Origin of the sequence: Eisenbergiella porci, from assembly GCF_009696275.1 — a bacterium.
Taxonomy (GTDB): Bacteria; Bacillota; Clostridia; order Lachnospirales; family Lachnospiraceae; genus Eisenbergiella; species Eisenbergiella porci.
Genome location: NZ_VUMI01000002.1, coordinates 121715 through 143375, shown reverse-complemented (window position 1 = coordinate 143375; position 21661 = coordinate 121715). Strand labels below are relative to the sequence as shown.

General features: G+C 46.9%; 23 protein-coding genes and 1 pseudogene. 4 read left to right on the top strand and 20 right to left on the bottom strand.

Going from position 1 to position 21661, the window contains the following annotated elements:
* Positions 1 to 346 precede the first annotated feature (346 nt).
* A complete protein-coding gene (locus FYJ45_RS01805) occupies positions 347 to 1276 on the top strand; it encodes a hypothetical protein (protein WP_276890449.1) in 930 nt (309 codons plus the stop codon).
* Between the two features lie 132 nt (positions 1277 to 1408).
* Here the strand turns inward: FYJ45_RS01805 and FYJ45_RS01800 are convergent, their stop codons facing one another.
* From FYJ45_RS01800 to FYJ45_RS01785, 4 genes and pseudogenes are all read right to left on the bottom strand, one after another.
* Complete coding sequence (locus FYJ45_RS01800) at positions 1409 to 2359, bottom strand: hypothetical protein (RefSeq protein WP_154463186.1); 951 nt, start codon at positions 2357 to 2359, stop codon at positions 1409 to 1411.
* Positions 2313 to 2681 (bottom strand): hypothetical protein, encoded by a 369-nt coding sequence (locus tag FYJ45_RS01795; RefSeq protein ID WP_154463185.1) that lies wholly within the window; start codon positions 2679 to 2681, stop codon positions 2313 to 2315. Before FYJ45_RS01795 ends, FYJ45_RS01800 begins: the two co-directional genes overlap by 47 nt.
* On the bottom strand, positions 2678 to 2941 hold the full coding sequence (locus tag FYJ45_RS01790) for an SH2 domain-containing protein (protein WP_235930499.1): 264 nt from the start codon (positions 2939 to 2941) through the stop codon (positions 2678 to 2680). Before FYJ45_RS01790 ends, FYJ45_RS01795 begins: the two co-directional genes overlap by 4 nt.
* 49 nt (positions 2942 to 2990) lie before the next feature.
* Positions 2991 to 3302 (bottom strand): annotated as a pseudogene (locus FYJ45_RS01785) (ATP-binding cassette domain-containing protein); the annotation flags it as partial.
* 663 nt (positions 3303 to 3965) lie between these two features.
* On the opposite strand from FYJ45_RS01785, the gene FYJ45_RS01780 reads away from it, so the two are divergent.
* Together FYJ45_RS01780 and FYJ45_RS01775 are read left to right on the top strand one after the other, a co-directional pair.
* The gene (locus FYJ45_RS01780; protein WP_154463183.1) at positions 3966 to 5702 is read left to right on the top strand and encodes an ABC transporter ATP-binding protein; all 1737 of its coding nucleotides are present in this window, start codon (positions 3966 to 3968) and stop codon (positions 5700 to 5702) included.
* 1 nt (position 5703) lies between these two features.
* Positions 5704 to 7500: an ABC transporter ATP-binding protein gene (locus FYJ45_RS01775; RefSeq protein ID WP_117544065.1), complete on the top strand. Its 1797-nt coding sequence runs from the start codon at positions 5704 to 5706 to the stop codon at positions 7498 to 7500.
* A 185-nt stretch (positions 7501 to 7685) separates the two neighbouring features.
* Here the strand turns inward: FYJ45_RS01775 and FYJ45_RS01770 are convergent, their stop codons facing one another.
* From FYJ45_RS01770 to FYJ45_RS01755, 4 genes are all read right to left on the bottom strand, one after another.
* Positions 7686 to 8021, bottom strand: a complete 336-nt coding sequence (locus FYJ45_RS01770; RefSeq protein WP_320620403.1) for an RloB family protein — start codon at positions 8019 to 8021, stop codon at positions 7686 to 7688.
* Positions 8018 to 9226, bottom strand: a complete 1209-nt coding sequence (locus FYJ45_RS01765; RefSeq protein ID WP_154463182.1) for an AAA family ATPase — start codon at positions 9224 to 9226, stop codon at positions 8018 to 8020. The genes FYJ45_RS01770 and FYJ45_RS01765 overlap by 4 nt, the downstream gene beginning before the upstream one ends.
* A 276-nt stretch (positions 9227 to 9502) precedes the next feature.
* Positions 9503 to 9814, bottom strand: coding sequence for a hypothetical protein (locus FYJ45_RS01760; RefSeq protein WP_154463181.1), 312 nt, complete (start codon positions 9812 to 9814; stop codon positions 9503 to 9505).
* Between the two features lie 41 nt (positions 9815 to 9855).
* Entirely contained in the window at positions 9856 to 10332 is a 477-nt protein-coding gene (locus tag FYJ45_RS01755; protein ID WP_154463180.1) for an HAD family hydrolase, read from the bottom strand.
* Positions 10333 to 10766: 434 nt separating this feature from the next.
* Between FYJ45_RS01755 and FYJ45_RS01750 the strand changes: the two genes are divergently transcribed.
* Positions 10767 to 11846 carry a M24 family metallopeptidase gene (locus tag FYJ45_RS01750; RefSeq protein ID WP_154463179.1) on the top strand — a complete coding sequence of 360 codons (1080 nt, stop codon included), beginning with the start codon at positions 10767 to 10769 and terminating at the stop codon, positions 11844 to 11846.
* A 104-nt stretch (positions 11847 to 11950) separates the two neighbouring features.
* Here FYJ45_RS01750 and FYJ45_RS01745 read toward each other — a convergent pair whose 3' ends face one another.
* From FYJ45_RS01745 to FYJ45_RS01700, 12 genes are all read right to left on the bottom strand, one after another.
* Positions 11951 to 13162, bottom strand: a complete 1212-nt coding sequence (locus FYJ45_RS01745) for a Gfo/Idh/MocA family protein (protein ID WP_154463178.1) — start codon at positions 13160 to 13162, stop codon at positions 11951 to 11953.
* A 216-nt stretch (positions 13163 to 13378) separates the two neighbouring features.
* The gene (locus FYJ45_RS01740; protein ID WP_154463177.1) at positions 13379 to 14218 is read right to left on the bottom strand and encodes a helix-turn-helix transcriptional regulator; all 840 of its coding nucleotides are present in this window, start codon (positions 14216 to 14218) and stop codon (positions 13379 to 13381) included.
* A 57-nt stretch (positions 14219 to 14275) separates the two neighbouring features.
* Positions 14276 to 14548, bottom strand: a complete 273-nt coding sequence (locus FYJ45_RS01735; RefSeq protein ID WP_154463176.1) for a hypothetical protein — start codon at positions 14546 to 14548, stop codon at positions 14276 to 14278.
* A 113-nt stretch (positions 14549 to 14661) separates the two neighbouring features.
* Positions 14662 to 16755: an aminopeptidase gene (locus FYJ45_RS01730; RefSeq protein WP_235930498.1), complete on the bottom strand. Its 2094-nt coding sequence runs from the start codon at positions 16753 to 16755 to the stop codon at positions 14662 to 14664.
* Positions 16752 to 17069, bottom strand: a complete 318-nt coding sequence (locus FYJ45_RS01725; protein WP_154463175.1) for a DUF6142 family protein — start codon at positions 17067 to 17069, stop codon at positions 16752 to 16754. Before FYJ45_RS01725 ends, FYJ45_RS01730 begins: the two co-directional genes overlap by 4 nt.
* Before the next feature lie 128 nt (positions 17070 to 17197).
* The gene (locus FYJ45_RS29365) at positions 17198 to 17350 is read right to left on the bottom strand and encodes a hypothetical protein (protein ID WP_195841605.1); all 153 of its coding nucleotides are present in this window, start codon (positions 17348 to 17350) and stop codon (positions 17198 to 17200) included.
* Between the two features lie 36 nt (positions 17351 to 17386).
* Positions 17387 to 18061, bottom strand: a complete 675-nt coding sequence (gene pyrE / locus FYJ45_RS01720; protein WP_154463174.1) for an orotate phosphoribosyltransferase — start codon at positions 18059 to 18061, stop codon at positions 17387 to 17389.
* Positions 18062 to 18197: 136 nt separating this feature from the next.
* Positions 18198 to 18392, bottom strand: coding sequence for a hypothetical protein (locus tag FYJ45_RS01715; RefSeq protein ID WP_330588486.1), 195 nt, complete (start codon positions 18390 to 18392; stop codon positions 18198 to 18200).
* A gap of 90 nt (positions 18393 to 18482) precedes the next feature.
* Positions 18483 to 18614 (bottom strand): molybdate-binding protein, encoded by a 132-nt coding sequence (locus FYJ45_RS01710; RefSeq protein WP_154463173.1) that lies wholly within the window; start codon positions 18612 to 18614, stop codon positions 18483 to 18485.
* A gap of 92 nt (positions 18615 to 18706) precedes the next feature.
* Complete coding sequence (locus tag FYJ45_RS01705) at positions 18707 to 20095, bottom strand: helix-turn-helix domain-containing protein (protein ID WP_235930497.1); 1389 nt, start codon at positions 20093 to 20095, stop codon at positions 18707 to 18709.
* Positions 20029 to 20268 carry a response regulator gene (locus FYJ45_RS30245; RefSeq protein WP_235930496.1) on the bottom strand — a complete coding sequence of 80 codons (240 nt, stop codon included), beginning with the start codon at positions 20266 to 20268 and terminating at the stop codon, positions 20029 to 20031. The genes FYJ45_RS01705 and FYJ45_RS30245 overlap by 67 nt, the downstream gene beginning before the upstream one ends.
* A gap of 70 nt (positions 20269 to 20338) precedes the next feature.
* Positions 20339 to 21655, bottom strand: a complete 1317-nt coding sequence (locus FYJ45_RS01700) for an alpha-L-fucosidase (protein WP_154463172.1) — start codon at positions 21653 to 21655, stop codon at positions 20339 to 20341.
* Between the last annotated feature and the right edge of the window lie 6 nt (positions 21656 to 21661).

The window sequence follows — 21661 nt, the reverse complement described above, 5'->3', positions numbered from 1 at the left end:
CTGCCGGACAGGAGCGCACTTTCCAGGGAGCAGCCAGGATTTCCTTCGCCATGTTATTTTATATAATTTTCATTTTTTATTTCCGCCATGCTGTGTTATTATAAAAAACACACTGGCTGCCGATTGTGTAAATCCTATCTGCCAAGTTTATTTTTACATATACAATCAAATCGATTTTTCTGTCCAATCGGACAAAGATTCCACTATGAAAGCAAATATTTTTATTCCATAATAACAAAATCTATTACCATAATAACAGTAAGAAACGGTTGCCATGTGTCGGATTACCAGCTATAATTAAATGGAAGATAGATATTTACACATAGCTTACGGAACAGGAGGCTGTGTGCAGGAACACGAAGAAAAAGAAGTGACAAATCAGGCTGATCCGCAGAACATTCACCATGAGGATCTGGCTTTAAAAACGGCGGCGCAGTATTTCGGCGAAGAGCTTCTGCCCCTGCTGGGGATAACCGACAACGTACGGTACGTTGCCCCCACTGAAAATGTGAAGCTGGAAGCGAAACAGATGTACCAGGATTTCAACTACATCTCAACGAATAATCTCTGGGTACAACTGGAGTTTGAAAGTGACTCCGTCACACGCAAGGATCTGAAACGGTTTCGGGAATACGAGGCAACAACGGCCCGAACCTTTAATGTTGCGGTCATTACTTATGTAATCTGCTCCTCTAAAGTGAAAAGGCCCATAAGCTCACTGGCAGAGGGCATCAATGTTTATCATGTGAAGCTTATCCGTCTGAAGAATAAGGATTCAGATCGGCTGTTCGCCTGCGTAAAAGAAAAGCAGGAGCAGGGAATGCCCCTGGAGAAAGAAGATCTGGTTTCCCTGCTTCTGACGCCCCTGATGTCCGGGCATATGGGGATCGGGGAACGGATTATAAAAAGCCTGAATTTTATACAGTATGCTTCAAAAACGGTAACTCCGATTGAACTGGAGAAAATGAAGGCCGTGCTGTATACATTAGCTTTTAAATTCTTAAATAAAAAGGAATTGGCCGAAGTAAAGGAGGTAATTGCAATGACAGAACTTGGAAAAATGCTTGTAAATGACGGGTTCGAAAGAGGGCTTGCCGAAGGTGAAGCAAAATTTGTAGCTATCATCAGGAAAAAGAGAACGAAAGGGCTTGATGCTTCTGCCATAGCAGAAGAATTGGAACTGGAAACCGCCTATGTTGAAAAAGTAATGGAATTAATCGCTGAAGACTCTTCCGTGAGCGACCTGCAGATAGCGCAGATGATTCTCGGACAGTAACCGTCGGCTCACAAACAATATGAGCCGCAGCCGGTTTGATTTGATTTCATTTGCCCGCTGCGGCTGCCTTTTACCCGTTCTGCTTTTCTATTGAAGCACTGCTTTATCCCATCTGTTTTTCAGCCGCCATTCTCACAGCCCCATAATAAAACCCGTACAATGCCGAAAAAATCCAACCGCCATTGCCACCGCCTGCCAAATCCACATATTTCCCGTAAATACAGGCATTCCCAAAGTATCAAGAAGCAGCTTTCGCGCCCCGTTATATATCAGCCGGCCGCTGGTAATAAGAGCCGGAGGCAGCGGCAGCAGAAACAACAGCATCAGCTGTCGGCTATCTAACCTGGCAATCTGTTTCCCGCTCATTCCCAGCTGCCCAAGAATATTGTTTCGTCTTTTCTTTTTTTCACCGTCACTGAGGGCCTGCGTTGCAAGAATTGCCGCGCCGGTAATTTCCAGAATGACAGACAGATATACCAGACAGATAAGCAGCACATAAATCTGAGAAAGCGATTCCTTCTGCACCCACTTGCCTGACAGGTAATCCTTATCCGGATATATCAAAGAAGTGACCGCCCGTCCTGTTTCCATAGATAGTAAATCGTCAGGGGGAACTGATTCATCCCGGGAGGTTAACCTCTCACAGGAAGCTGACTTTCCCGGGGAGGCAGGCCTCCCTTCGGAAACAGATTTCCCTGGGGAAACAGATTTCCCACTCCCCCTGTCCAAAAGAACAAGCCCGCCGTCCGTGAGCTGTTCAAGCTCCGCGCTGTTCAAAGGCTGCTCCGTAACTGCCGCATACAGACTGTACCGCATCTCCATCCCTTGCGGCACCTTATCAGGAACCACAACAACATAATCCAGGCCGTTGCCGTAGGTATCATTCTGGCTGAACGGCTCTGAGAAAACGCCTCCTGCATTCAGCTCATATCCATTCACCTCTTTTGTCCCGGCCTTCTCCATATAATCCGAAAATTTGCCGGCAAGAGACGGCGTGCAGTGGACATAGCAGGAATTTTCGTAAACCTCCGGGATTTCATATCCCAGCATCTGTCTCAGATAAAGATAGTCGCTCTGTTTCATATACGTATCCGACAGATATTCCGCATATATAAGCCGTTGCGGGCTTTTCCAGCTCCTGCGCCGCCTGCCGCCTTAAAGAAAAAAATTCCCTGCTTTCCCAGCCATAGATTCCGTAGGAACAGCTCTTTTGTATGGGAAAGCTTTCCCCAATCCGTTTTTCATAAGCGCTGAAATCCATCATACCGCCCGGATGCAGTATCATTATATCAAACACATTCAGCTCGACGCTGCGATCCGCAAAAATACGGGCAGCAGCCCCTGTTCCAAAAAAGAATACCGCCAGCATAAATAAAACTGACAGGATTCCAAGCACCACACTCATGGAACGAAGCCTGCCTTCGTTCTGCCGATCGTAATACAACAGATCATACAGCTGATTTTCCGGAGCCGCCTTTTATTTTTATGCAGGGCAAACAGATACATTCCAGCAAAATATAACAATGTCACTCCTGCCGTCTGAAAGGAAACGGAAAAACCAAGGGTAAACGTCATGCCAAACATTCTGAGCACCGCGGCTTTCACAAGCCTGGACAACAGAATGCCGGCCAGCAGTCCGAAAACAAACGCCATGCCTGCAATCATCAGATTTTCATATAAAAATAAACCTGCAATGGTCCGGTTAGACAGCCCTCTGAAAGGGGAATTTTCCCAGCACATCGCCAATCTGCAGCTTATCTGCAATCTTCCTGACCCGCAACCCAATTTCCTCCGGCCCCAGTCCCTGAATCGTCAGGGGCAGCGCCATATTTTCTTCCAGAGTAAGCGTATCCAGCAGGTTATACTCCTGAAATACAAAGCCCAGGTTATCCCGCCGGAACGCGGCAAGCTCCTCCTCCCGCAGCTTTGTAATATCCTTTCCATCCAGCATAATATGCCCGGCGCTCACAGAATCAATGGTGGAGAGACAGTTGAGCAGCGTGGTTTTCCCGGAACCGGAAGCGCCCCACCTGGATAATCCGCCCCTTTTCCGTCCCTGTCTGTATACACGCTCCATAATGGACGCCTCCATAATATTTTGGACCGGCAGTCCTGCAAAAGCTCCTGCTGCCTGAATCCAACCCCATTGTACCGGGAGGCGCCTCTTTCTTGTATACATGTTTCCTGATCTTATGTGACAAATCTGTAAGATACCGTAACAGCCGGTCATCTGAACAGTTACAGGATACCGTCAGCCGCTTACATCCAACATATGCTGACTGAAAATTTACAGGCAGCGGGGATTACAACAGCACCGTCCTACACCGTGAGATGCCCGCTTTTAGGAAAGGTCAGGCGGATCGTTGTAAATTTCCCCGGCTCAGACAGCGCATCCATGGCAAAAAGCTGCCTGACGGCAAATCAGAGCATTATTACCATATCTGGCCTGCCGCCGCTTCCCTTCCCCAAACTGCAGGCCGTCTTTTTTGTCCGGCAGCTTTTTCTATATTTATGCAGGAATAATACAAGTATAGCATTATCTGTGCCGGAACAAAATAATACAAAAACAAAACAAGAAAATACATTTTATTTTTCTCCCGATCACCTAATATAAAAAGGTACTTCATTCCACAAAAAAGGGAATGCGGCAACTGTAATTTTTTTTAATCATCCGGGAGGGGATTATCCTATGACACCAATGAAATGGTTCTATTCCTTTATCAAGCCCTATCGAAAGCGGCTCTTTCTGGGATTGTTTCTCGTAACATTTCTGGCAGGACTCGCCATCATTAATCCTATCGTCAGCGGTAAGGTCGTGGACGACGTTATCAGCGGCGGACAGTATCACAAGCTGCCTGTGCTTGTGGCCATACTTCTGCTGGTGACGGCCGTACGAAGCGTTCTCCGCTTCCTGGTTCCCTATAACTTCGAAATCTGTTCCCAGGGTGTGCTGTACAAAATGAGGGATGCGGTTTACAGAAAGCTCCTGATGGAAGACTTTGACTTCTATAACCGCAACCGCACCGGCGACCTGATGAGCAGACAGACAGGTGATATGGACGCCATCCGCCATTTCGTGGCAAACGTCATCTCATCTATTTATGAAAATATCCTGTATTTTTGCTTCGCGTTGGTCATGATTTTCACCATCAATACGAAGCTGGCGCTGTGCATGCTCTGCATCCTGCCTTTTACGCTGGTGCTCACGCTCTGCCAGTTCAAGCAGGTAAAACCGGCCTTCCATAACATCCGTACCCATTTTTCCAGCCTGAACGCCTTCGTCCAGGAAAATATCAGCGGCAACCGGGTGGTAAAGGCTTTTGCCAAGGAAGATTACGAAACCGAAAAATTCGAAGTCGAAAACGACGGCTACAAAAAAGCGGAGCTGGACTGTGCGGCAATCTGGTCCAAATATGTGCCTGTTTTTGAATTCTTTTCCAACATACTTACCGTTGTCCTCATGCTTTACGGCGGCATCATGGCCATTCGGGGCGAGGTAACCCTGGGCAGCCTGGTAACCGTAAACGGCTACCTGTGGATGCTCAATATGCCCATGCGTATGGCGGGCTGGTTCGTCAACGACGTACAGCGCTTCGTCACCTCCGTGGAAAAAATACATACCACATTTTCCGAGGATCCTCATATCTGCAAGCCGGAAAATGCCATTACCAAAAAACATCTGAAGGGAAGCATTGAATTCCGCAATGTATCCTATCAGGCCGAGGGCGAGGATATTATCCAGAATGTAAGCTTTTCTGTGAAGCCCAACCAGACCATCGGTATCCTTGGTCCTACCGGCGCGGGGAAATCCACCATCATGAACCTGCTCTGCCGTTTCTATGACGCAACGGAGGGCGAGGTGCTGGTGGACGGCGTCAACGTAAAGGACATGGATTTATACGATCTGCGGGACAATATCGGTATGGCCATGCAGGATGTATTCCTCTTCTCCGATACCATTGAGGGAAACATCGCCTACGGCCGGCCCGACTGTCCTTTTGAGAAGGTAAAAAAAGCGGCCATTGCCGCGGATGCCAACCATTTTATCCAGGCTATGCCGGACGGCTACGACACCATTGTGGGGGAACGCGGCGTCGGTCTTTCCGGCGGTCAGAAGCAGCGTATTTCCCTGGCCCGCGCTCTGCTTAAGGACCCTGCCATACTGATTCTGGACGACACCACCTCCGCAGTGGATATGGAAACGGAATCCTACATACAGACGCAGTTGAAAAACCTGGAGGGCAACCATACAATTTTCATTATTGCCTATCGTATTTCTTCCCTGAAGGATGCGGATCAGATTCTGGTTCTGGATCACGGCCGTATCGCGGAACGGGGAACACACGATGAACTGCTTGCAAACAACGGCTATTATGCCCGGGTTTTCGAGCACCAGTATCACACACCGGCAAAGGAGGGACGTTAAAATGGCACGCAACAGATACGATATCGACGAAGTCATGGAAGACCATTTTGACTTAGGGCAGCTCAAAAGGCTCGGCCATTATGTCCTTCCCTTTAAAAAGGATATGGCCCTGGCGGCCTTTCTCATGCTCTCCGCAAGTGCGCTTACCATGCTCATTCCCCGTTTTTTCATGACGGTGATGAATGACATTATTCCCCAGGGGGATGTTAAGGGACTGCTGCGAATCAGTTTTTACACGCTGCTGATCATCCTGTATTCCGTGTTCTCCCTGAAGGCCAAAATAAAAATTACCAACCGGGTGGGCCAGTCCGTCATCCATCAGCTGAGAACCGATATCTTCTGCCACCTGCAGGAGCTTCCCTTCTCCTACTATGACGACAGGCCCCACGGAAAAATCCAGGTCCGGGTCGTAAACTATGTAAATAATTTAAGTGACCTGCTTTCCAACGGTCTGCTGAATACAATAACGGACCTGTGCAGCCTGATTTTCATCATCTTTTTCATGCTCTCCATCAACGTGAAGCTGACACTGATGTGTATGTGCGGCCTTCCTGTACTGGCGCTGTTTGCCAGCCTCATCAAGAAAAAGCAGCACCGCGCGTGGCAGATACAGAGCAACAAGCAGTCCAACCTGAATGCTTATATTGCAGAAAGCATCAACGGCATCCGGGTGACCCAGTCCTTTGTCCGCGAAAAAGAAAACAGCGGAATTTTCAACCGCCTCAGCGACGGCTACCGCCAGTCCTGGATGCGCGCGGTCCGCTTTAACTTTATGATGGGGCCTACCGTTGACGTTATTTCCGCAGTGACCACGGCGTTTCTGTATGTGGCAATCGTGGATATGGCCATGAGCGGCGGAACGGCTTCCGTAGGTGTACTGGTTGCCTTTACCGGCTATATCAGCCGTTTCTGGTCTCCCATCACCACACTGGCAAACTTTTATAACTCCCTGTTAACGGCCATTTCCTATCTGGAACGTATTTTTGAAACCATTGACGAGCCTGTCGCTGTCAAGGACGCCCCCGGCGCAGTGGAAATGCCGCCTATCATCGGCAAAGTTACCTTTGACCATGTATCCTTCTCCTACGAGGAGGGCATAAAAACACTGGATGACGTGAGCTTCACGGCCATGCCTGGCGAATCCTTCGCTATCGTAGGACCTACGGGCGCGGGAAAAACCACCATTGTCAACCTGCTGAGCCGCTTCTACAATATCGGCAGCGGAACGGTTTATATTGATGACACGGATATCTCCAAGGTGACGCTGCATTCCCTGCGCACGCAGATGGGCGTCATGATGCAGGACAGCTTCATTTTCTCCGGAACGATTATGGATAACATCCGCTACGGCAACCGGACGGCTACGGACGATGAAGTAATCCTGGCTGCGAAAACCGTATGCGCCCATGACTTCATCATGCAGATGGAGGACGGCTATTATACCCAGGTAAATGAACGCGGAAGCCGGCTTTCCGCAGGACAGCGCCAGCTGATTTCCTTTGCCCGCGCACTGCTGGCCGACCCGAAAATACTGATTCTGGACGAAGCGACCTCCAGCATAGATACTGAAACGGAAATTATCCTGCAGAAAGGCCTGAATGAGCTGCTGAAAGGACGTACCTCCTTCATCATCGCCCACCGTCTTTCCACCATCCAGAACTGTACGCGCATCCTGTATGTGGATAAAGGCAAGATTCAGGAAAGCGGAAGCCATGAAGAATTGCTGCTGAACAAAGGACCTTACTATAACCTGTTTATGTCCCAGTACAGCTTTATGAAGGATAAGGCCGTACAGTAAAATCAGAGCGCTCTTGAAGCACTTTCTTATGGACGGCACAGCAAATGTACCGGCCTACGGAACAGTTACCATCAAAGTTCATTACCTGAGGGCGGATCGCTTCGCTTTCGGTCATGAAAACGGCCTGGCCAAAAGTCCCCTTTACTTTTGGTCAGGCCGTTTCTTTTATGTTGCTTTCGTTTGTCTTAGTTGTTTAATGTAGCAAAATGCCCCGCAGGAAAATCATCCGTATCGTAAACTACCCAAACATGACGATATCCGTTGGCATTATCCAACACTCTCTGCTTTGCTTTCCAAAACAAATTAATTGTATTATCGCCTTCTCCTGCAACTTCAAGCTGTATTCTTTTTCGATACTGGCTGTTGATAATATCAGCGATTGCCTCAAAATATGCAGGCTCCGTATCAGTTCCTTCCGATACAATCAAATGATATTCCGGCTGGATTTTCATTCCTCTGTCAGGCTTCGGCTTCATCCATGATTTGTTTAAATCACTTTTCTTTAGAGGCTTCAGACTCATTTCCAATCGCCTCCGCTCAGCATACTTTGCAGATACGGATCCGCGCCATATCTTCCTTCCAGATACTGTTTATCAAATGCAGCTGTACTATTTACCCTTTCATTATCTTCTCTGCGAATTTCATAAAGAGAATAAATTTCACTGCTATGACAATCATTTAATGCCGCAAACCATATTTCATCTCTGCGAAATACCGTATTCTTCATGGTAGCCATATCATGGGATGTAAATAAAAGCTGCGCCCCATACCTGTTAATTTTTCGATTCTGAAACATAGAAATTACATATCTGAGAAGTTTTGGATGCAGCTTCGCATCAAGTTCATCTATGATAACCAATCTTCCTTCCTGCAGCGCAACCAGGAGGACCGGTAGGATGGCAATCAGCTTCTTCGTTCCGTCCGATTCGTGACTGAACGGCAGTTCATAATCAGCTTCCCCGATCCTGCGCTTCAGAAATAGCTGCTTTTCCTTTTCATCATATCTGTAATCGTCCACATCGATTCCCAAATCATTTAAGAGCAAAAGGATACTTTTCTTTATTTCAGCATCATCTGATACCATAATCTGCATTTCAGCCATAGGATTAGCATAACTGCGAATAATACAAGATTCAAACCACTCCTGCACCTCTGCAATTACCGGGATATTATAATTGATGGCAAGGAACGATATAAACGGCATCTTGGCATTGATACTGGTATTCACATTTTCCTTCTTTAAAATTGTTCCGAGGCTGATTTCTTCACCTTCACGATAAAAAATATGAGCAGGCTTTTTTCCGCCGATTTTCTTTCTGTCCAGGGTTTCTGCAGATATTTCATCCTGTAAAACAGCCAGATAATAACGGTATTCATATTCCTCTGTTCGGAAGAATATCCGAAACTCTGTGGGTTTTTCTGCTGATACCGGATCAAATAAAAAAGGTTCTGCCGCCACCCTCTGCTGCATGATCAGCGGCTTCCGGTTCTTCTCCAGATCATGGATCGGTTTTACAACGGTGGAAATCAAACTGGCCAATGCCAGCAGTAAATTTGACTTGCCGCCTCCATTAGGACCATAAACAGCACTTACAGGCAAAAGACTGCTGCACTTATCTTTTGTTATAAGGCTATCTGCAAACTCCGGAACAGAAGAAGCCTGGAAGTCAAATGTGGTTTCCTCTCTATATGATTTAAAATTCTGAAATGAAAACTGACAAAGCATCCTTTTCACCTCCTTTTCTTACTGCCTTAAGTATATCACTAATTCTTTCCCTTTATCAACTTTTATATGGTATTTCAAAAAAACATTTTTTTGCAAGGATTATAAATGTATTTTTACTCAGATTTATCCTGTCATGACTGCACCAAACTCTCCCCCGATTTTCTGCCGTGACAGCTTAATTATCCTATCAATTGGTATAATGAAAAAAATCATCAGAAATACCAGGACATTCTTACCCTTCAGTTCCTGTGTTTCTTCCTCAATCTGTTGTGCTTCCTACTTCGAAGAAGGCAAGTAGCGCAGCAGGTCTATCTCCGTATCCTGTCCGTCAATGGAAAGAAACATGGTCAGCTCGCTGTATCCGTCCTGTGCCTCAAAGGAATAGGTCCTGTTTTTCTCCCAGCTCTTCCCTGTGCTGTTTTCTTCCAGATAATGCACGCTCACGCCGCCCTCTTCCGTCTGCGTACGGCCGCTGATTTGGATGTACTGATCCTGTTTTTTGGACATTATCAGAAAAAGAACCACAGCGATGATAAAAAGCAGGATGGCGCCTGCGATTACTATCGCTGTTATTTTCTTTTTATCCATATGTTTATCCTCTCTGCCTTCTGCTTATTCCTGTTATTAAGTTACCGTTCCTCTTTTGCAATAAGCCGGTCTATTTTCTGAATCAGTTCCTTCCAGTCCATAACCGTCAAATAAGGAATATCTTCAGCAAGCGTCTGGTTTGCCTTTGCGCAGGCGCCATACCACACAGGACTCATACCCGCCTGGTAAGAGCCCTTCACATCACAAATCAGATTATCTCCGCAGTACCAGATTTTTTCTGCAGAAAGCTTTGCTTTCGCACAGGCCATCTTAAAAATCCTGGGATGGGGCTTTTTAAACAGATAATCGCAGGAGGTCATAATAAACTCGAAATGGTTCTCCGGAAAGAATCTGTTAATCCGAAGTGTCAGCGTTTCCGAATTCTTCATCATATTGCTGACCACCGCGGTTCGGATTCCCTTTTCATGAAGAAAACCGAGAAGCTGCTTCATACCGGCTGTCGGATATCCCGGCGCTGCATGATCTGCTTTTCCCCTTCCGGCATATCTCATTTCCATATGCCGCACTGCTTCCCACTGCCGTTTGGTGCTATGCCGCAAAACGGCTCAGGTCCTTCAGGGCTTCCATGCTACCTTCATTATACAGTCTTCTCTTTTGCATGCAAACCTTTTATAAAACAGTTGTTTCAAAAAGCGTAACATTGCAGATGGCGCTGAACCGTTACCGAAAAGCGGCAATCTTTCTAAAAAAAGCGCCCCGCCTATTTTCTTTTTTCCGTAATCTATCTATAATAAATAGGGAGCAGAAGCTTTTCACTTCCTTACAGGTATATGAAGCTTAACTCTCCCTATCCCCAAAGTCTTATGCGGTTAAAGCCGCATGCCGTCTCCCCTGGCTATCGGGAAGGCCGGAAAAAGCTCTCCCGGACGTTTTTTTCAGCATGAATAAAATTACAAAACATAAGCGCCGAAACGCGCAGACAGGAGCAAAAATGAATCAACTTTATTTGGATCGCCTTGGCCGGGTATGCGCCGAAATGGAAAAGAAAGGGCTGACACAGATGATCGTAAGCGATCCTTTAAGCATCTGGTATCTTACCGGTGTCTGGATTGAACCTTACGAAAGACTCTATGCGCTGTATCTCAGAACAGATGGGAAGCATAAATTCTTCCTGAACAAGCTTTTCGTCATCCCTGAAATTGATGTGGAAAAAATATGGATGACAGATACAGACGACTGTATCGGAACCGTAGCGGCTGCAGTGGACGCAAAAGCTGATATGGGCATAGACAAAAGCTGGCCTGCACGCTTCCTTCTTGATCTGATGGAACGCAATCCCGAAGTACGTTATGTCAATGCCTCCTCCTGTGTGGACAACGTCCGTTCCATCAAGGATGAATATGAAAAAGAAAAAATGCGGGAATCCTCCCGGATCAATGACGCCTGTATGGAAAAAGCCGCCGCTTTCGTAAAAGCGGGCATGACGGAAAAAGAATGCGCTGATTACGTCCGTTCTCTTTATCAGGCGGAAGGCGTCGAAGAAGGTTTCAACACCATTCTTTCTTTCGGGGCCAACGCCGCGGATCCCCACCATGAGCCTGATGATACTGTTTTAAAACCGGGTGATTGCATCGTGATCGATATGGGCTGCCGCAAGGACAGCTACTGTTCCGATATGACACGGACCTTTTTCTGCCAGGAAGCAGATCCCGATTATGCGAAAATCCACGATCTTGTCAGAAAGGCCAATGAAAAAGCCGAAAGCCTTATCCGTCCCGGCGTCCGTTTCTGCGACCTGGATAAAGCTGCAAGGGATTACATTACACAGGCGGGCTACGGCGAATATTTTAACCACCGTCTGGGACACTCCATCGGCCTGCAGGATCATGAGGCAGGCGATGTAAGCCTTTCCAATACCGCAGTTGTGCAGGAAGGAATGACCTTCTCCATCGAACCGGGCGTCTATCTTCCCGGCAAATTCGGCGTCAGGGTTGAGGATTTGGTTCTTGTTACCGCAGAAGGCTGTGAAGTCCTGAACAAAGTTGATAAGCATTGGAAAACCATCGGTTAAGGCAGACACGCCTACTCGTCCGCAGCACCTTTGTCCGTAGAAAAGAACACCGTCCGATTCCGAAGCTCTCCGAAATCGGACGGTATTTTCAGTGAATCTGTTTTTTACAGCGCTGTTTCCTCCCGGCTCATCCACATGCCGTTTGTAAAGTCGGGAATTGCCACCGGCTGCCCGCCGAGGGCAATAGATTCCTCAGTTAATGCGGAAATACTCATCCAGGCCGCCGCATCATAAACATCTATCGGACAGGGCCTTTTTTCCAGAACACTTACAAAGAAAGCTTTGAATACCAGCCAGTCCATACCGCCGTGCCCTCCGGTCACGCCGTCATTAAGGAAGCTCTTCCAAATCGGATGATCATACTCCTTTTCATATTCCTTCGCATTCCCCCAGTATTTACTAAAGGCAAATTCATCTTCCTCTGAATACTTCTGATCCAGAAATACGGTGTCATTTTCCTCTTCATACATCCCCTTCGTACCGCATACCGTAAAATCTCTGCTGTAAAACCGGGGCAATGTTGTATTCAGCGTCAGCAGAATGGTTTCCCCTCCCGCACATTTGATAATAGTATTCACCACATCTCCCTGGGCAAAACGCGTATTCACCAACGCCTTATTCTCCGGATTCCTCTCCGCGGCATAAGCATGCATCCCCACCGCATTGGAAGCCATGGAGGTCAATGTCAGCATACGGTTTCCGCTGTTGATGCCAAGAATTTTTGCAATCGGCCCCAGCTCATGCGTAGGATAATTCTCCGCATTGCGGTGTATGTAATTACGCAGACGGTAATGACGCATCTCACAGCCTGTCCCCACCTCCGTGCGCAGATCATGCATATAACCGCCCCGGCAGTGCACCACTTCCCCGAACAGCCCCTGCTTCACCATATTTAACGCCATCAGCTCCCGCCTTCCGTAGCAGCAGTTTTCCAGGAACATAAACGGCGTCCCTGTCTGTTCGTAAGCATCCACCAGATCCCAGCACTGCTTGACGCTATAAGCGCCGCCAACCTCCATTCCCACTGCTTTTCCGGCCCTCATGGCTTCCACCGCCACCGGGATATGGCTTTCCCATGCACAGGAAATAACAACAGCATCCACATCCTCCCTGCGCAGGACCTCACGGTAATCCGTCGTTACCGCCGGCAGCCTTCCGCACATTTCCTGCGTCAGCCTTCCCCCTTCCTCCGCACGGTCTGCGTAAGCATCGCATACTGCCGTTACCTCCACCATCGGCATCTGAAGAATAACCTCCTTCATCAGCCCATGTCCTCTGTTTCCCAGTCCAATAACTCCTATCCTTAATTTTTCCATTTGGTTTATCCCCCATTTATTATTTTATGTAACTGTTCAGTACCCCTCACAGTCACTATTTTATTTCCTTTTATTCTACTTTTACCATATCCAAAATTATATTTCTATAGGAATTGAGGGATAAAATCTTTGAATTCAGATATATATTTTTTCTGTTGCCCAAGCCTCCCGGCTTATCCTTACACAACAGACGGAACAGGCCAAAGCCATCCTTTCCTACCTCCGCAGCGCCAGGTAGGCTCTGGGAGACATCCCCACGATTCGTTTGAAAACGGTGCTAAAATAATTCTGATCATGGAATCCCACCGCTTCCGCAGCCTGGCCCACACTTTTCCCCTCCTCTAAAAGCCTTGCCGCCTGCCGCATCTTCATCTGGTTAAAATACTCCACCATCCCGATTCCCGCATAGCGTGAAAAGGTTTTCTTAATGGTGGATTCACTCATACTGCACAGCTGGGACACCTCCTGAAGAGACAGCCGCTCCGTCATATGCTCCTCCAGTACCCGGACAATGGCGCGGTAATTTCCGGCGCCGGCGGATTCAATCACCGTAAAGCCCTCTCCCCGCCTGGAACAGGCTGACAGGATAATATTTTCAATCCCGCTGACGAACAGATGGGCATCCACTTCCCTGCCGGCATTGATCTGATGCACAAGTATCTCCTGTTCAAACCGGAAAATCCGCTCCGACTCTGAAAGAAGTCCGCAAAGCATTTCTATCTCCCTCTCCAGCAGCCGGAATCTACGCTCCTTCAGCGCAGGCATGACATCCGCGGCAAAGGTCACCACAATGATATGCGGCATAGTCCCCTTTTCCGACCAGAAGCTGTGAAATTCCATAGGACTGTGTAGAACCGCCTGCCCTTCCTCCAGCATAAAAATATCTTCACCCGCCGTCACCCGGATAGCCCCTTCCACCACGCAGACCAGCTCCCAGAAATCATGGGTCTCCCCGCCAAAATAATAATCTTTATCAAAAATACGTTCAAAAGCGCTGAACAGGGCGGAAATACGGATACATTTTTCCACCACGCAGCCCTTCAGTGTTGTTTTCATCCTCTCTGCCTCTTTTCCAATCACAGTTCAGACCAGGCTGAACCGATACTGGATGTACTACATCTGGTGCATCGTTGCCCTCCGGATGCTGCTGCCCTTTGCCCCACGGCAGAACCTGGTAGGCAGTCTGCTTGCGGATCCGTCAGCCGCCATGCAGCAGTTATCCGCACTATCCGCATTTACGGAGGATACAGCCCCTGCCGCTCTGCCAGCAAACCAGGTGCTTAACAATGCGGGAACGCAGGTATTCAAAGTCACCGTCACGGAGATTTTATTTTGTGTTGTACTAGACTGCATCCGGAACAATATCAGAATACCCGGAGAAATCATAGCCAGATGCTGCCTTGCCCCAACTGCAGTTCCGGGCAAATTCAGAAAATATCTTCCGGCGGCGGCTTCCTTATTTTCAAGGAAAGGGAAGAAACAATGGCAATTACGTTATTTTACAGCCCGCCTTCAAACGCCTTGTTCAGCTCTTCACAGCCCTCCAGCACAAAACGGCCGTCGCGGATAATCACGTATTCCTGTCCGCCGCCGTCTACGGCCGTAAGCTCACCCAGCTCATCATAGGGAATCGTAATATCCGTATGGCAGTTCAAATAAGCCTTGTCCAGATCCTCACCGCGCAGGGCTGATACTTCATTTTCCTTGGCAATCAGGCGCTTTCCGTCCGGATTGAAGGTTGTAAGCTCCTCCTCATGGGAATAGCAGGTATCGCCCACAGCGAAATGAGGCCCCATCTTCTCTGCAATCAGAATCGGCAGCTTATCCCCGATATCGTATTTATCGGCAAATACATACGCCGTAGTGTTGGTACCGATGGCAAATTCACCCATGGGCAGCGTATCATGATGGTGAAGCACGTTTTCCCGGATAAACTTCCGATTTTCCTCCGGCGTGTCAAAATTGGTGCAGCTGTAATCCGCAATCATGCCATCCTTAAAATCAATCTCCAGATTCAAATACTTCAGTCCGTTCAAATAAACCTTGGAAACATGAAGCTTCCCTTGCGTACCCGCCAGCACCGGGGATGTGAAAACCTCTCCCACAGGGATATTCACGTCGGCCACACAGTTCTCAAAGTTGGTTTCCTTCTCCGGGTTTTCCAGCCTGTGAAGTACCACTTTCAGATCCGTCCTGTTGGCGCCGCAGCCTTTGATGCGGACATATGCCGCCTTATCCAGCGTGTCGATGATTTTCTGCTGAATGCCCTGATACAGGGTATAATCCAGCGTGTTGATACGCAGCACACCATCGAAAATCTCTTCGAAATTGTCCCCTATTTCCGGCACGGGGAAAGCGATAATCGTAAAGCTGCGCTCTTCTCCCTTTACATATTCATTCATCAGCGCGCCCGCCGCGGACTGGAATTCCACTGCCAGCTTCTGCTGTTCCTCATTCAGGCGCAGATTTTCTTCCTTGCTTTCCGGTTCAAAGGGAATGCCGCCGAATTCTTCAATCACCGCAGGACCGCCGTGTACGGCCGCCAGTTCCTTCACGCTTTCCAGAGCATTTCGGTAATTTTCCAGACGATGATGCACGTATTTTTTGTCATAGTACAGCGCCTGATCATATCCATGATCGTATTCAAACTGTTTATTGGCGCAGGCGCCGTAATACCCGTTCTTGCTCAGCTTTCTGCCCTCCAGGAAGCTGGCTGGCGCCCGGTAGATTACGGATTCAAGCCCAATCCCTGCAAAATTTTCCACAGCTTTCCGCACGACCCGTTCAAAGCCGAGGAAATACCGGATATTCACCGATTTTTTCTTCTTGATATCCTTGCCGGTCACCTCAAAGCCGATGCGGTAGCCCTCCGTATAGGTATCCGCCATGAGCGCGATCTTTTCCTCCGGCAGGCTATTCACATAACGGGCCATCCGCAGCTCATTTTCCGTTACATATTCCCCGAAACGATAAAGATAACGCAGATCCTGCAAATCACTGTCCATAATGATGCGCAGTGCGAAATCCTCCTTCCAGTCGAAGGTGGAGCGCATATTTTTTTCCAGCATGGTTTCGGAATAGTCGCTGGCAAACCAGTAAATCATATCCCTGATTTCCTCTGCCCTGGGGCTGACGCCCTCCTCCGCCGCTGAAACAAAGGCGTGATAAACCTCTAAAAACAGCTCCATCCGGATCACCATGGATTCCACATCCTGCTCATAAGCAAAGGCGATCAGGCTGCGCAGCTCCGCAGCCAGGAAGGAGAGCATCTGTCCGAATTCCTTCCCCAGGCGGGCGGCGGCAAAAGACGGGTTGGTGTAGCTTTTTCCATAATTTTCAGGTAGGATATCCTCATACAGCCGGCGGTTATGCTCCCTGAGCTCCTCTATTCCCGCTTTATCCAGGTTTCCGTCCGCAATATAATGGAATTCCTGTACAAACAGATCAATCAGACCCGCCGTGCGTCTAAAATAATCCCTGAATGCGGCGTCCACGGCTTCTTCCTGCAAAATCTGTGCAATTCGTTCACAGCTCAGTGCAAAACGTTCCGCCAGCATTTCATCCTGCACCGCTTCTTTTTTATTCTCACTCATATTCCATACACTCCTGCATAAATAATAAATCCAATCCCCGCAATTGCCATCAGGTTCAGAATGATCCCCAGATAAGAGAAAAGATAAAATCTGTCCTCTTCCATTTTCGACATGATCCCCAATACGACTCCGGCCAACGCGAAAAGCAGGGCAAATAAAGCAGCCACTCCGTATTTTACCAGTGCCTGCCCCTGATTCCTGAAGGTTTCATATACGGCAAAAAACAGGGATGCGAGGGCAATTATCCCCAGCACTGCGGACATGATCCCCTTTTTTGACTCTTTCTTGTTCGTAAAAATATATTTACGTCCCATCTGCTTCCTCCGTTTTCCCTGTAAGCGAATTTACAAACCCGCTCCGGGAGCTGTCAAAGGGTGCCCCGTGCTGCTGCCGGGGAAAAACCTCCCGCTCCCGGCCGCCGCACAAAAGACACCCTGCAAAATCAGAAAATAATCTTTGATTTTCCGGACAGCAGCTTCGCGCCGCCGATAATCAGCAAAGTTCCGCTGACAATTCCTGTTACCATGGCAATGATGCCCAGAATGATATTCATCGCCCCGGTGCCTTTCATGGTTCTGTAAAGCTTTTCATCCATATATGCTGTCCTCCTGTTTTGCAGCCCTTAAGTAACCTATTTCACTCCATACTGCGCATAATATGCATCAATTGATGCTTTCATGGCATCGTCAATTATAATCTTGCCGTCATGAGGTTTATTATACAGATATTCCACCACTTCTTCCATACTTACGATTGCATTTGCGGGAAAGCCGTACAGCTCCTGGATTTCCTGGAGCGCGCTCTTTTCTCCCTTTCCCCGCTCGCAGCGGTTGAGGGAAACGATCAGTCCCTTGATTTCAACATCGGCCTGGGCCTTGATGATGGGGAAGGTTTCCTCGATGGATTTGCCGGAGGTGGTTACATCCTCGATGATAACCACTCTGTCGCCGTCCTTCATTTTGCTTCCCAGAAGGATACCCGTATCGCCGTGATCCTTTACTTCCTTCCGGTTGGAGCAGTATCTGATATCCTTTCCGTACAGCTCGCTGATCGCCATTGTGGTGGCAACGGACAGCGGGATACCCTTGTAGGCGGGCCCGAAGAGGATGTCAAAATCCAGCCCGTAGTTGTCATGAATCGCCTTTGCGTAGTATTCCCCCAGCTTTCGGAGCTGCATTCCTGTCACATATGCGCCGGCATTCATGAAAAACGGGGATTTTCTGCCGCTCTTGAGCGTAAAATCACCGAACTTCAAAACATCACTTGCAATCATAAAATCTATAAATTCCTGCTTATATGCTTCCATTCTAAATAAACCTCCTGTATTTACGGGCTTTTTCAGCCTTTTGTTCTTGTCCGAATGCCTTACTACACACTTTCTACACGTTTGCTCTCAAGGTGCACGGCTCAAATCATCCAGATTTTATACCATTCATCCAGTGTCATATCCTTGGAAATGACGTTAGGTGCCTTCTCATCCTCGTACTGCTCTGTCCGCAGCTTCTGACGAATCTCGTCTTTGCATAGATGGTCTGCGTTTTTCCGAAACAGTTTACAAACCTTCCCTGATAGAGTCCATCACTCTTTCTCTGCATAATGCCTCTACCTAACTCTTTTCCATTAAGGGATTTTCCCATTTGTGCCTCCTTTCTGTGCATATCCACATGAAAGAAAGCATCAAACATCCTCTTCATATTATCATACACACTATTTTTTTTCAATTAGTTTCAGCCAATCTGGTTCAGCAGCCAGATATCCAGCTTCCCCTTATGAGCATACAGCCTGTTTCCAATCCGAACCGTAAAACCATTTGCCGGATTCGCGAGCAGCTCTCTTGCTTTGGTCTGCCCGATTCCCAAATGAGTACATCTTTCTTTTAAAAACTTTAACTCCTCCGAATGGTCTTATCTTCAATACACGGCAAGCTCCTTCACCAAATACCTTATCTAACTTATTTTTCTTTATACTCTTTTGGCGAAAGATTCGTATATTTCTTGAAAAATCTGGAGAAGTAAGTGATATTTTCAAACCCCAGAGCTTCTGCAACCTCATAAATCTTCATATCGGTTTCTCTCAGATATTCTTTGGCCTTTTCCAACTTTTTCATGCTCAAGGTATAGATAATCGTCTGCCCTGTCTCGTCCTTAAAAATTCTGCTGAGATAACTCATACTTACACCAATATCTCTCGCAATATCAGCAACTGTGATGTTTTTCTCATAGTTTCCTTCAATGTATTTCTCACATTCCTGAATCAGTACACTTCTTCTGGAGGATGATGCGTCAATGTATTCTGAAACCTGCCCAATAATTGTTTCCATGATTTCCATGTACTCACGGACATGCATACAACGATAGATCAGTTCTGAAATGCTGGTTTGATATGGCGTAACATCATAGATACTCTTGTCATATTCCAACAGTATTTTTTTGCAGTAATTCCTAATATTAACACCTGTACTGAGGATAGCGTTAATAGGTTCATCTGCCTGTTTCTGCAGATTCAGAAGTTTCCGAAATGCTTCTAAAGCTTCATCCCTATTTCCTTTTTTGACCAGAAAATGCAGTTCTCCCTGTTCCAGTTCTATTTCTTTCAAAAGTTGTTTATCCAAGTTATGTTCTTCCCGTCTATAAAAAACAATTCTAGACCCTTCATCAAAAAAATTCTCTCTCACAGCATACTCTGCATTCTTGTACTCACGCTGTATCTCCTCCGGATCACAGCTGCGTTCTCCCACCCCGATAGACACATGCATCTTCATGAAGTTATCCATCATGTCAATGATCTGCAGACATTGTTCTCTAATTATTTCCTGATATCCCTGTTCCGGTATTTCTGTAAGCATAACAAGCAGCATATTCTTTCGCACTAGGAAACCCTGCTTCATGTTGTTTCCAAATACCATTTTCAGGAAATTTAACAGACTCTTATGTATTTTTTTCTGCCTCTCAGAGTCTGCATTTTCCTCTATGCGGAAATGAATCATAACAAAGAGATAACCACAACTGAAATCCATTTGTAATCTCGCTGCGTTTTCCCGAACATCCTTTAACTCATATAGGGAGCCTGAAAACACAGATTTTAAAAAATTTTCCTGCAAAGCAGAAAGATTATCTCCGACCTGATGTTCCTCAGCCTCCCTGATTTTATCCTGAGCTTTTCTGACCGCTTCAACAATGCCTTCCATGACACCGGTTTTTACTACATAATCGACCACATCGTATCTGACAGCCTGCTGCGCATAAGAAAAATCCGCATAGGCTGTCAGCAGAATTACTTTTGTCTTAAGCTTCTGCTCCCAGATATATTTTGCAGCTTCAATCCCGTTTTTTCCCGGCATTTGAATATCCAGAATGAGAATACCGGCTTTAGTAACTCCAAACGCTCCATGACCTCTGTTCCTGTAGATGCAACATAGATTAGCTCACATCCCAAATCTTCCCAGTTGATCAATGTTGTCATTGCTTTGCGCATAATCGCTTCGTCGTCAGCAGCCATCACTTTATATGCCATATTTCTCACCTGCCTAATATGTTCTTATCCAAATATATCATCTTACATTAGCTTTTACAATACATGTAGCTTAGTCTTCAATTAACTCCAATTCGATTACATTATCTCTTGTTTCATCCACATGGAAGGAAGCCCATTCCGGATTTGCATAATTGATAAATTCACAGTCCGGGAATTCCTTTGCCACCCACGGAGTCAAAAGAAGCATTTCGCTTCCGTCAGCCAGTCTTCTTGCTTTCTTTACTCTACCTTTCACTCCCGGCAGTGCAATGGCCCCAATACTTTCTTCCAAAATATGAGCATACAATTTGTTACCTTTCTGGGTGTATCTTCCCCATTCCGGTTTCTCAAATTCAGACATGCCGCAACCGTAGATACTGTCACTGTTCTCGTGCATCCACTCACCGGTTTCTTCCAGAATCTTCAACTGCCAATCAGGAATCTCTCCCTTGGGAGTCGGAGAAACATTCAGAAGCATATTACCGTTCTTGCTGGTACACTCTACAAGCTTTTTGATCAGCTGCGTGGATGTTTTTCTATGAATATCCATGGGCATGTATCCCCACTCATTATTCATGGTAAAGCAGGCTTCCCACGGAATCTTTCTGCCAGAGGGCGTTCTAAGCCCCTGCGGCGGAATAATCATTTCAGGACAGACAAAATCTCCGGAAAAGATATTGGGGTCATCTGTCATAACAGAGCCATAAGATTCCCCGTTGGCCTCCAGCCTTCCATTCAGAATAATATCCGGCTGCAGAGAGCGAACCATATCAACCAGCTCTTTTCCTCTCCAGTCTTCTCCCAAATGACCTTCATAGGAGAAATCAAACCATAAAATATCGATTTTTCCATAGTTAGTCATCAATTCTCTCACTTGGTTATGCATATAGTCCAGATAGCGTTCAAAATTATGCTCTTTACCTTTATACGCTTCATTTGCTCTATCCGGATGGTACATATCTCCATAGGCAGGATAATCAGGATGATGCCAGTCTAGCAGTGAATAGTAGAAACCAACCTTCAATCCCTCTGCACGGAAAGCCTCCACAAATTCACGTACTAAATCTCGTCCACATTTTGTATTTGTACTCTTATAGTCTGTGTAGGCACTATCAAAGAGGCAAAATCCTTCGTGGTGCTTTGTAGTCAGAACAGCATATTTCATCCCGGCATTCTTGGCTGCCTTTGCCCACTTCTTCGGATCATAGAAAATTGGATTCCATTCTTCAAAATAAGGCTCATACGCCTCCAGAGGAATCTGTTCATCAGAGCGAATCCAGGCTCCACGTCCCGGAATCGCATATAATCCCCAGTGAATGAACATGCCAAATCTGTCATGCATAAACCACTCTGTTCTTTTTTCTCTCTCATCCATAATCTTGTTCATATACGT

Coding starts and splice junctions, on each gene's coding strand:
- FYJ45_RS01800 (WP_154463186.1), bottom strand. CDS start 2,359: ATGAAACAGAGCGACTATCTTTATCTGAGACAGATGCTGGGATATGAA.
- FYJ45_RS01795 (WP_154463185.1), bottom strand. CDS start 2,681: ATGAGTGTGGTGCTTGGAATCCTGTCAGTTTTATTTATGCTGGCGGTA.
- FYJ45_RS01790 (WP_235930499.1), bottom strand. CDS start 2,941: ATGATTGCAGGCATGGCGTTTGTTTTCGGACTGCTGGCCGGCATTCTG.
- FYJ45_RS01780 (WP_154463183.1), top strand. CDS start 3,966: ATGACACCAATGAAATGGTTCTATTCCTTTATCAAGCCCTATCGAAAG.
- FYJ45_RS01775 (WP_117544065.1), top strand. CDS start 5,704: ATGGCACGCAACAGATACGATATCGACGAAGTCATGGAAGACCATTTT.
- FYJ45_RS01770 (WP_320620403.1), bottom strand. CDS start 8,021: ATGAGTCTGAAGCCTCTAAAGAAAAGTGATTTAAACAAATCATGGATG.
- FYJ45_RS01765 (WP_154463182.1), bottom strand. CDS start 9,226: ATGCTTTGTCAGTTTTCATTTCAGAATTTTAAATCATATAGAGAGGAA.
- FYJ45_RS01760 (WP_154463181.1), bottom strand. CDS start 9,814: ATGGATAAAAAGAAAATAACAGCGATAGTAATCGCAGGCGCCATCCTG.
- FYJ45_RS01755 (WP_154463180.1), bottom strand. CDS start 10,332: ATGGAAATGAGATATGCCGGAAGGGGAAAAGCAGATCATGCAGCGCCG.
- FYJ45_RS01750 (WP_154463179.1), top strand. CDS start 10,767: ATGAATCAACTTTATTTGGATCGCCTTGGCCGGGTATGCGCCGAAATG.
- FYJ45_RS01745 (WP_154463178.1), bottom strand. CDS start 13,162: ATGGAAAAATTAAGGATAGGAGTTATTGGACTGGGAAACAGAGGACAT.
- FYJ45_RS01740 (WP_154463177.1), bottom strand. CDS start 14,218: ATGAAAACAACACTGAAGGGCTGCGTGGTGGAAAAATGTATCCGTATT.
- FYJ45_RS01735 (WP_154463176.1), bottom strand. CDS start 14,548: ATGATTTCTCCGGGTATTCTGATATTGTTCCGGATGCAGTCTAGTACA.
- FYJ45_RS01730 (WP_235930498.1), bottom strand. CDS start 16,755: ATGAGTGAGAATAAAAAAGAAGCGGTGCAGGATGAAATGCTGGCGGAA.
- FYJ45_RS01725 (WP_154463175.1), bottom strand. CDS start 17,069: ATGGGACGTAAATATATTTTTACGAACAAGAAAGAGTCAAAAAAGGGG.
- FYJ45_RS29365 (WP_195841605.1), bottom strand. CDS start 17,350: ATGGATGAAAAGCTTTACAGAACCATGAAAGGCACCGGGGCGATGAAT.
- pyrE (WP_154463174.1), bottom strand. CDS start 18,061: ATGGAAGCATATAAGCAGGAATTTATAGATTTTATGATTGCAAGTGAT.
- FYJ45_RS01715 (WP_330588486.1), bottom strand. CDS start 18,392: ATGGGAAAATCCCTTAATGGAAAAGAGTTAGGTAGAGGCATTATGCAG.
- FYJ45_RS01705 (WP_235930497.1), bottom strand. CDS start 20,095: ATGCCGGGAAAAAACGGGATTGAAGCTGCAAAATATATCTGGGAGCAG.
- FYJ45_RS30245 (WP_235930496.1), bottom strand. CDS start 20,268: ATGGCATATAAAGTGATGGCTGCTGACGACGAAGCGATTATGCGCAAA.
- FYJ45_RS01700 (WP_154463172.1), bottom strand. CDS start 21,655: ATGAACAAGATTATGGATGAGAGAGAAAAAAGAACAGAGTGGTTTATG.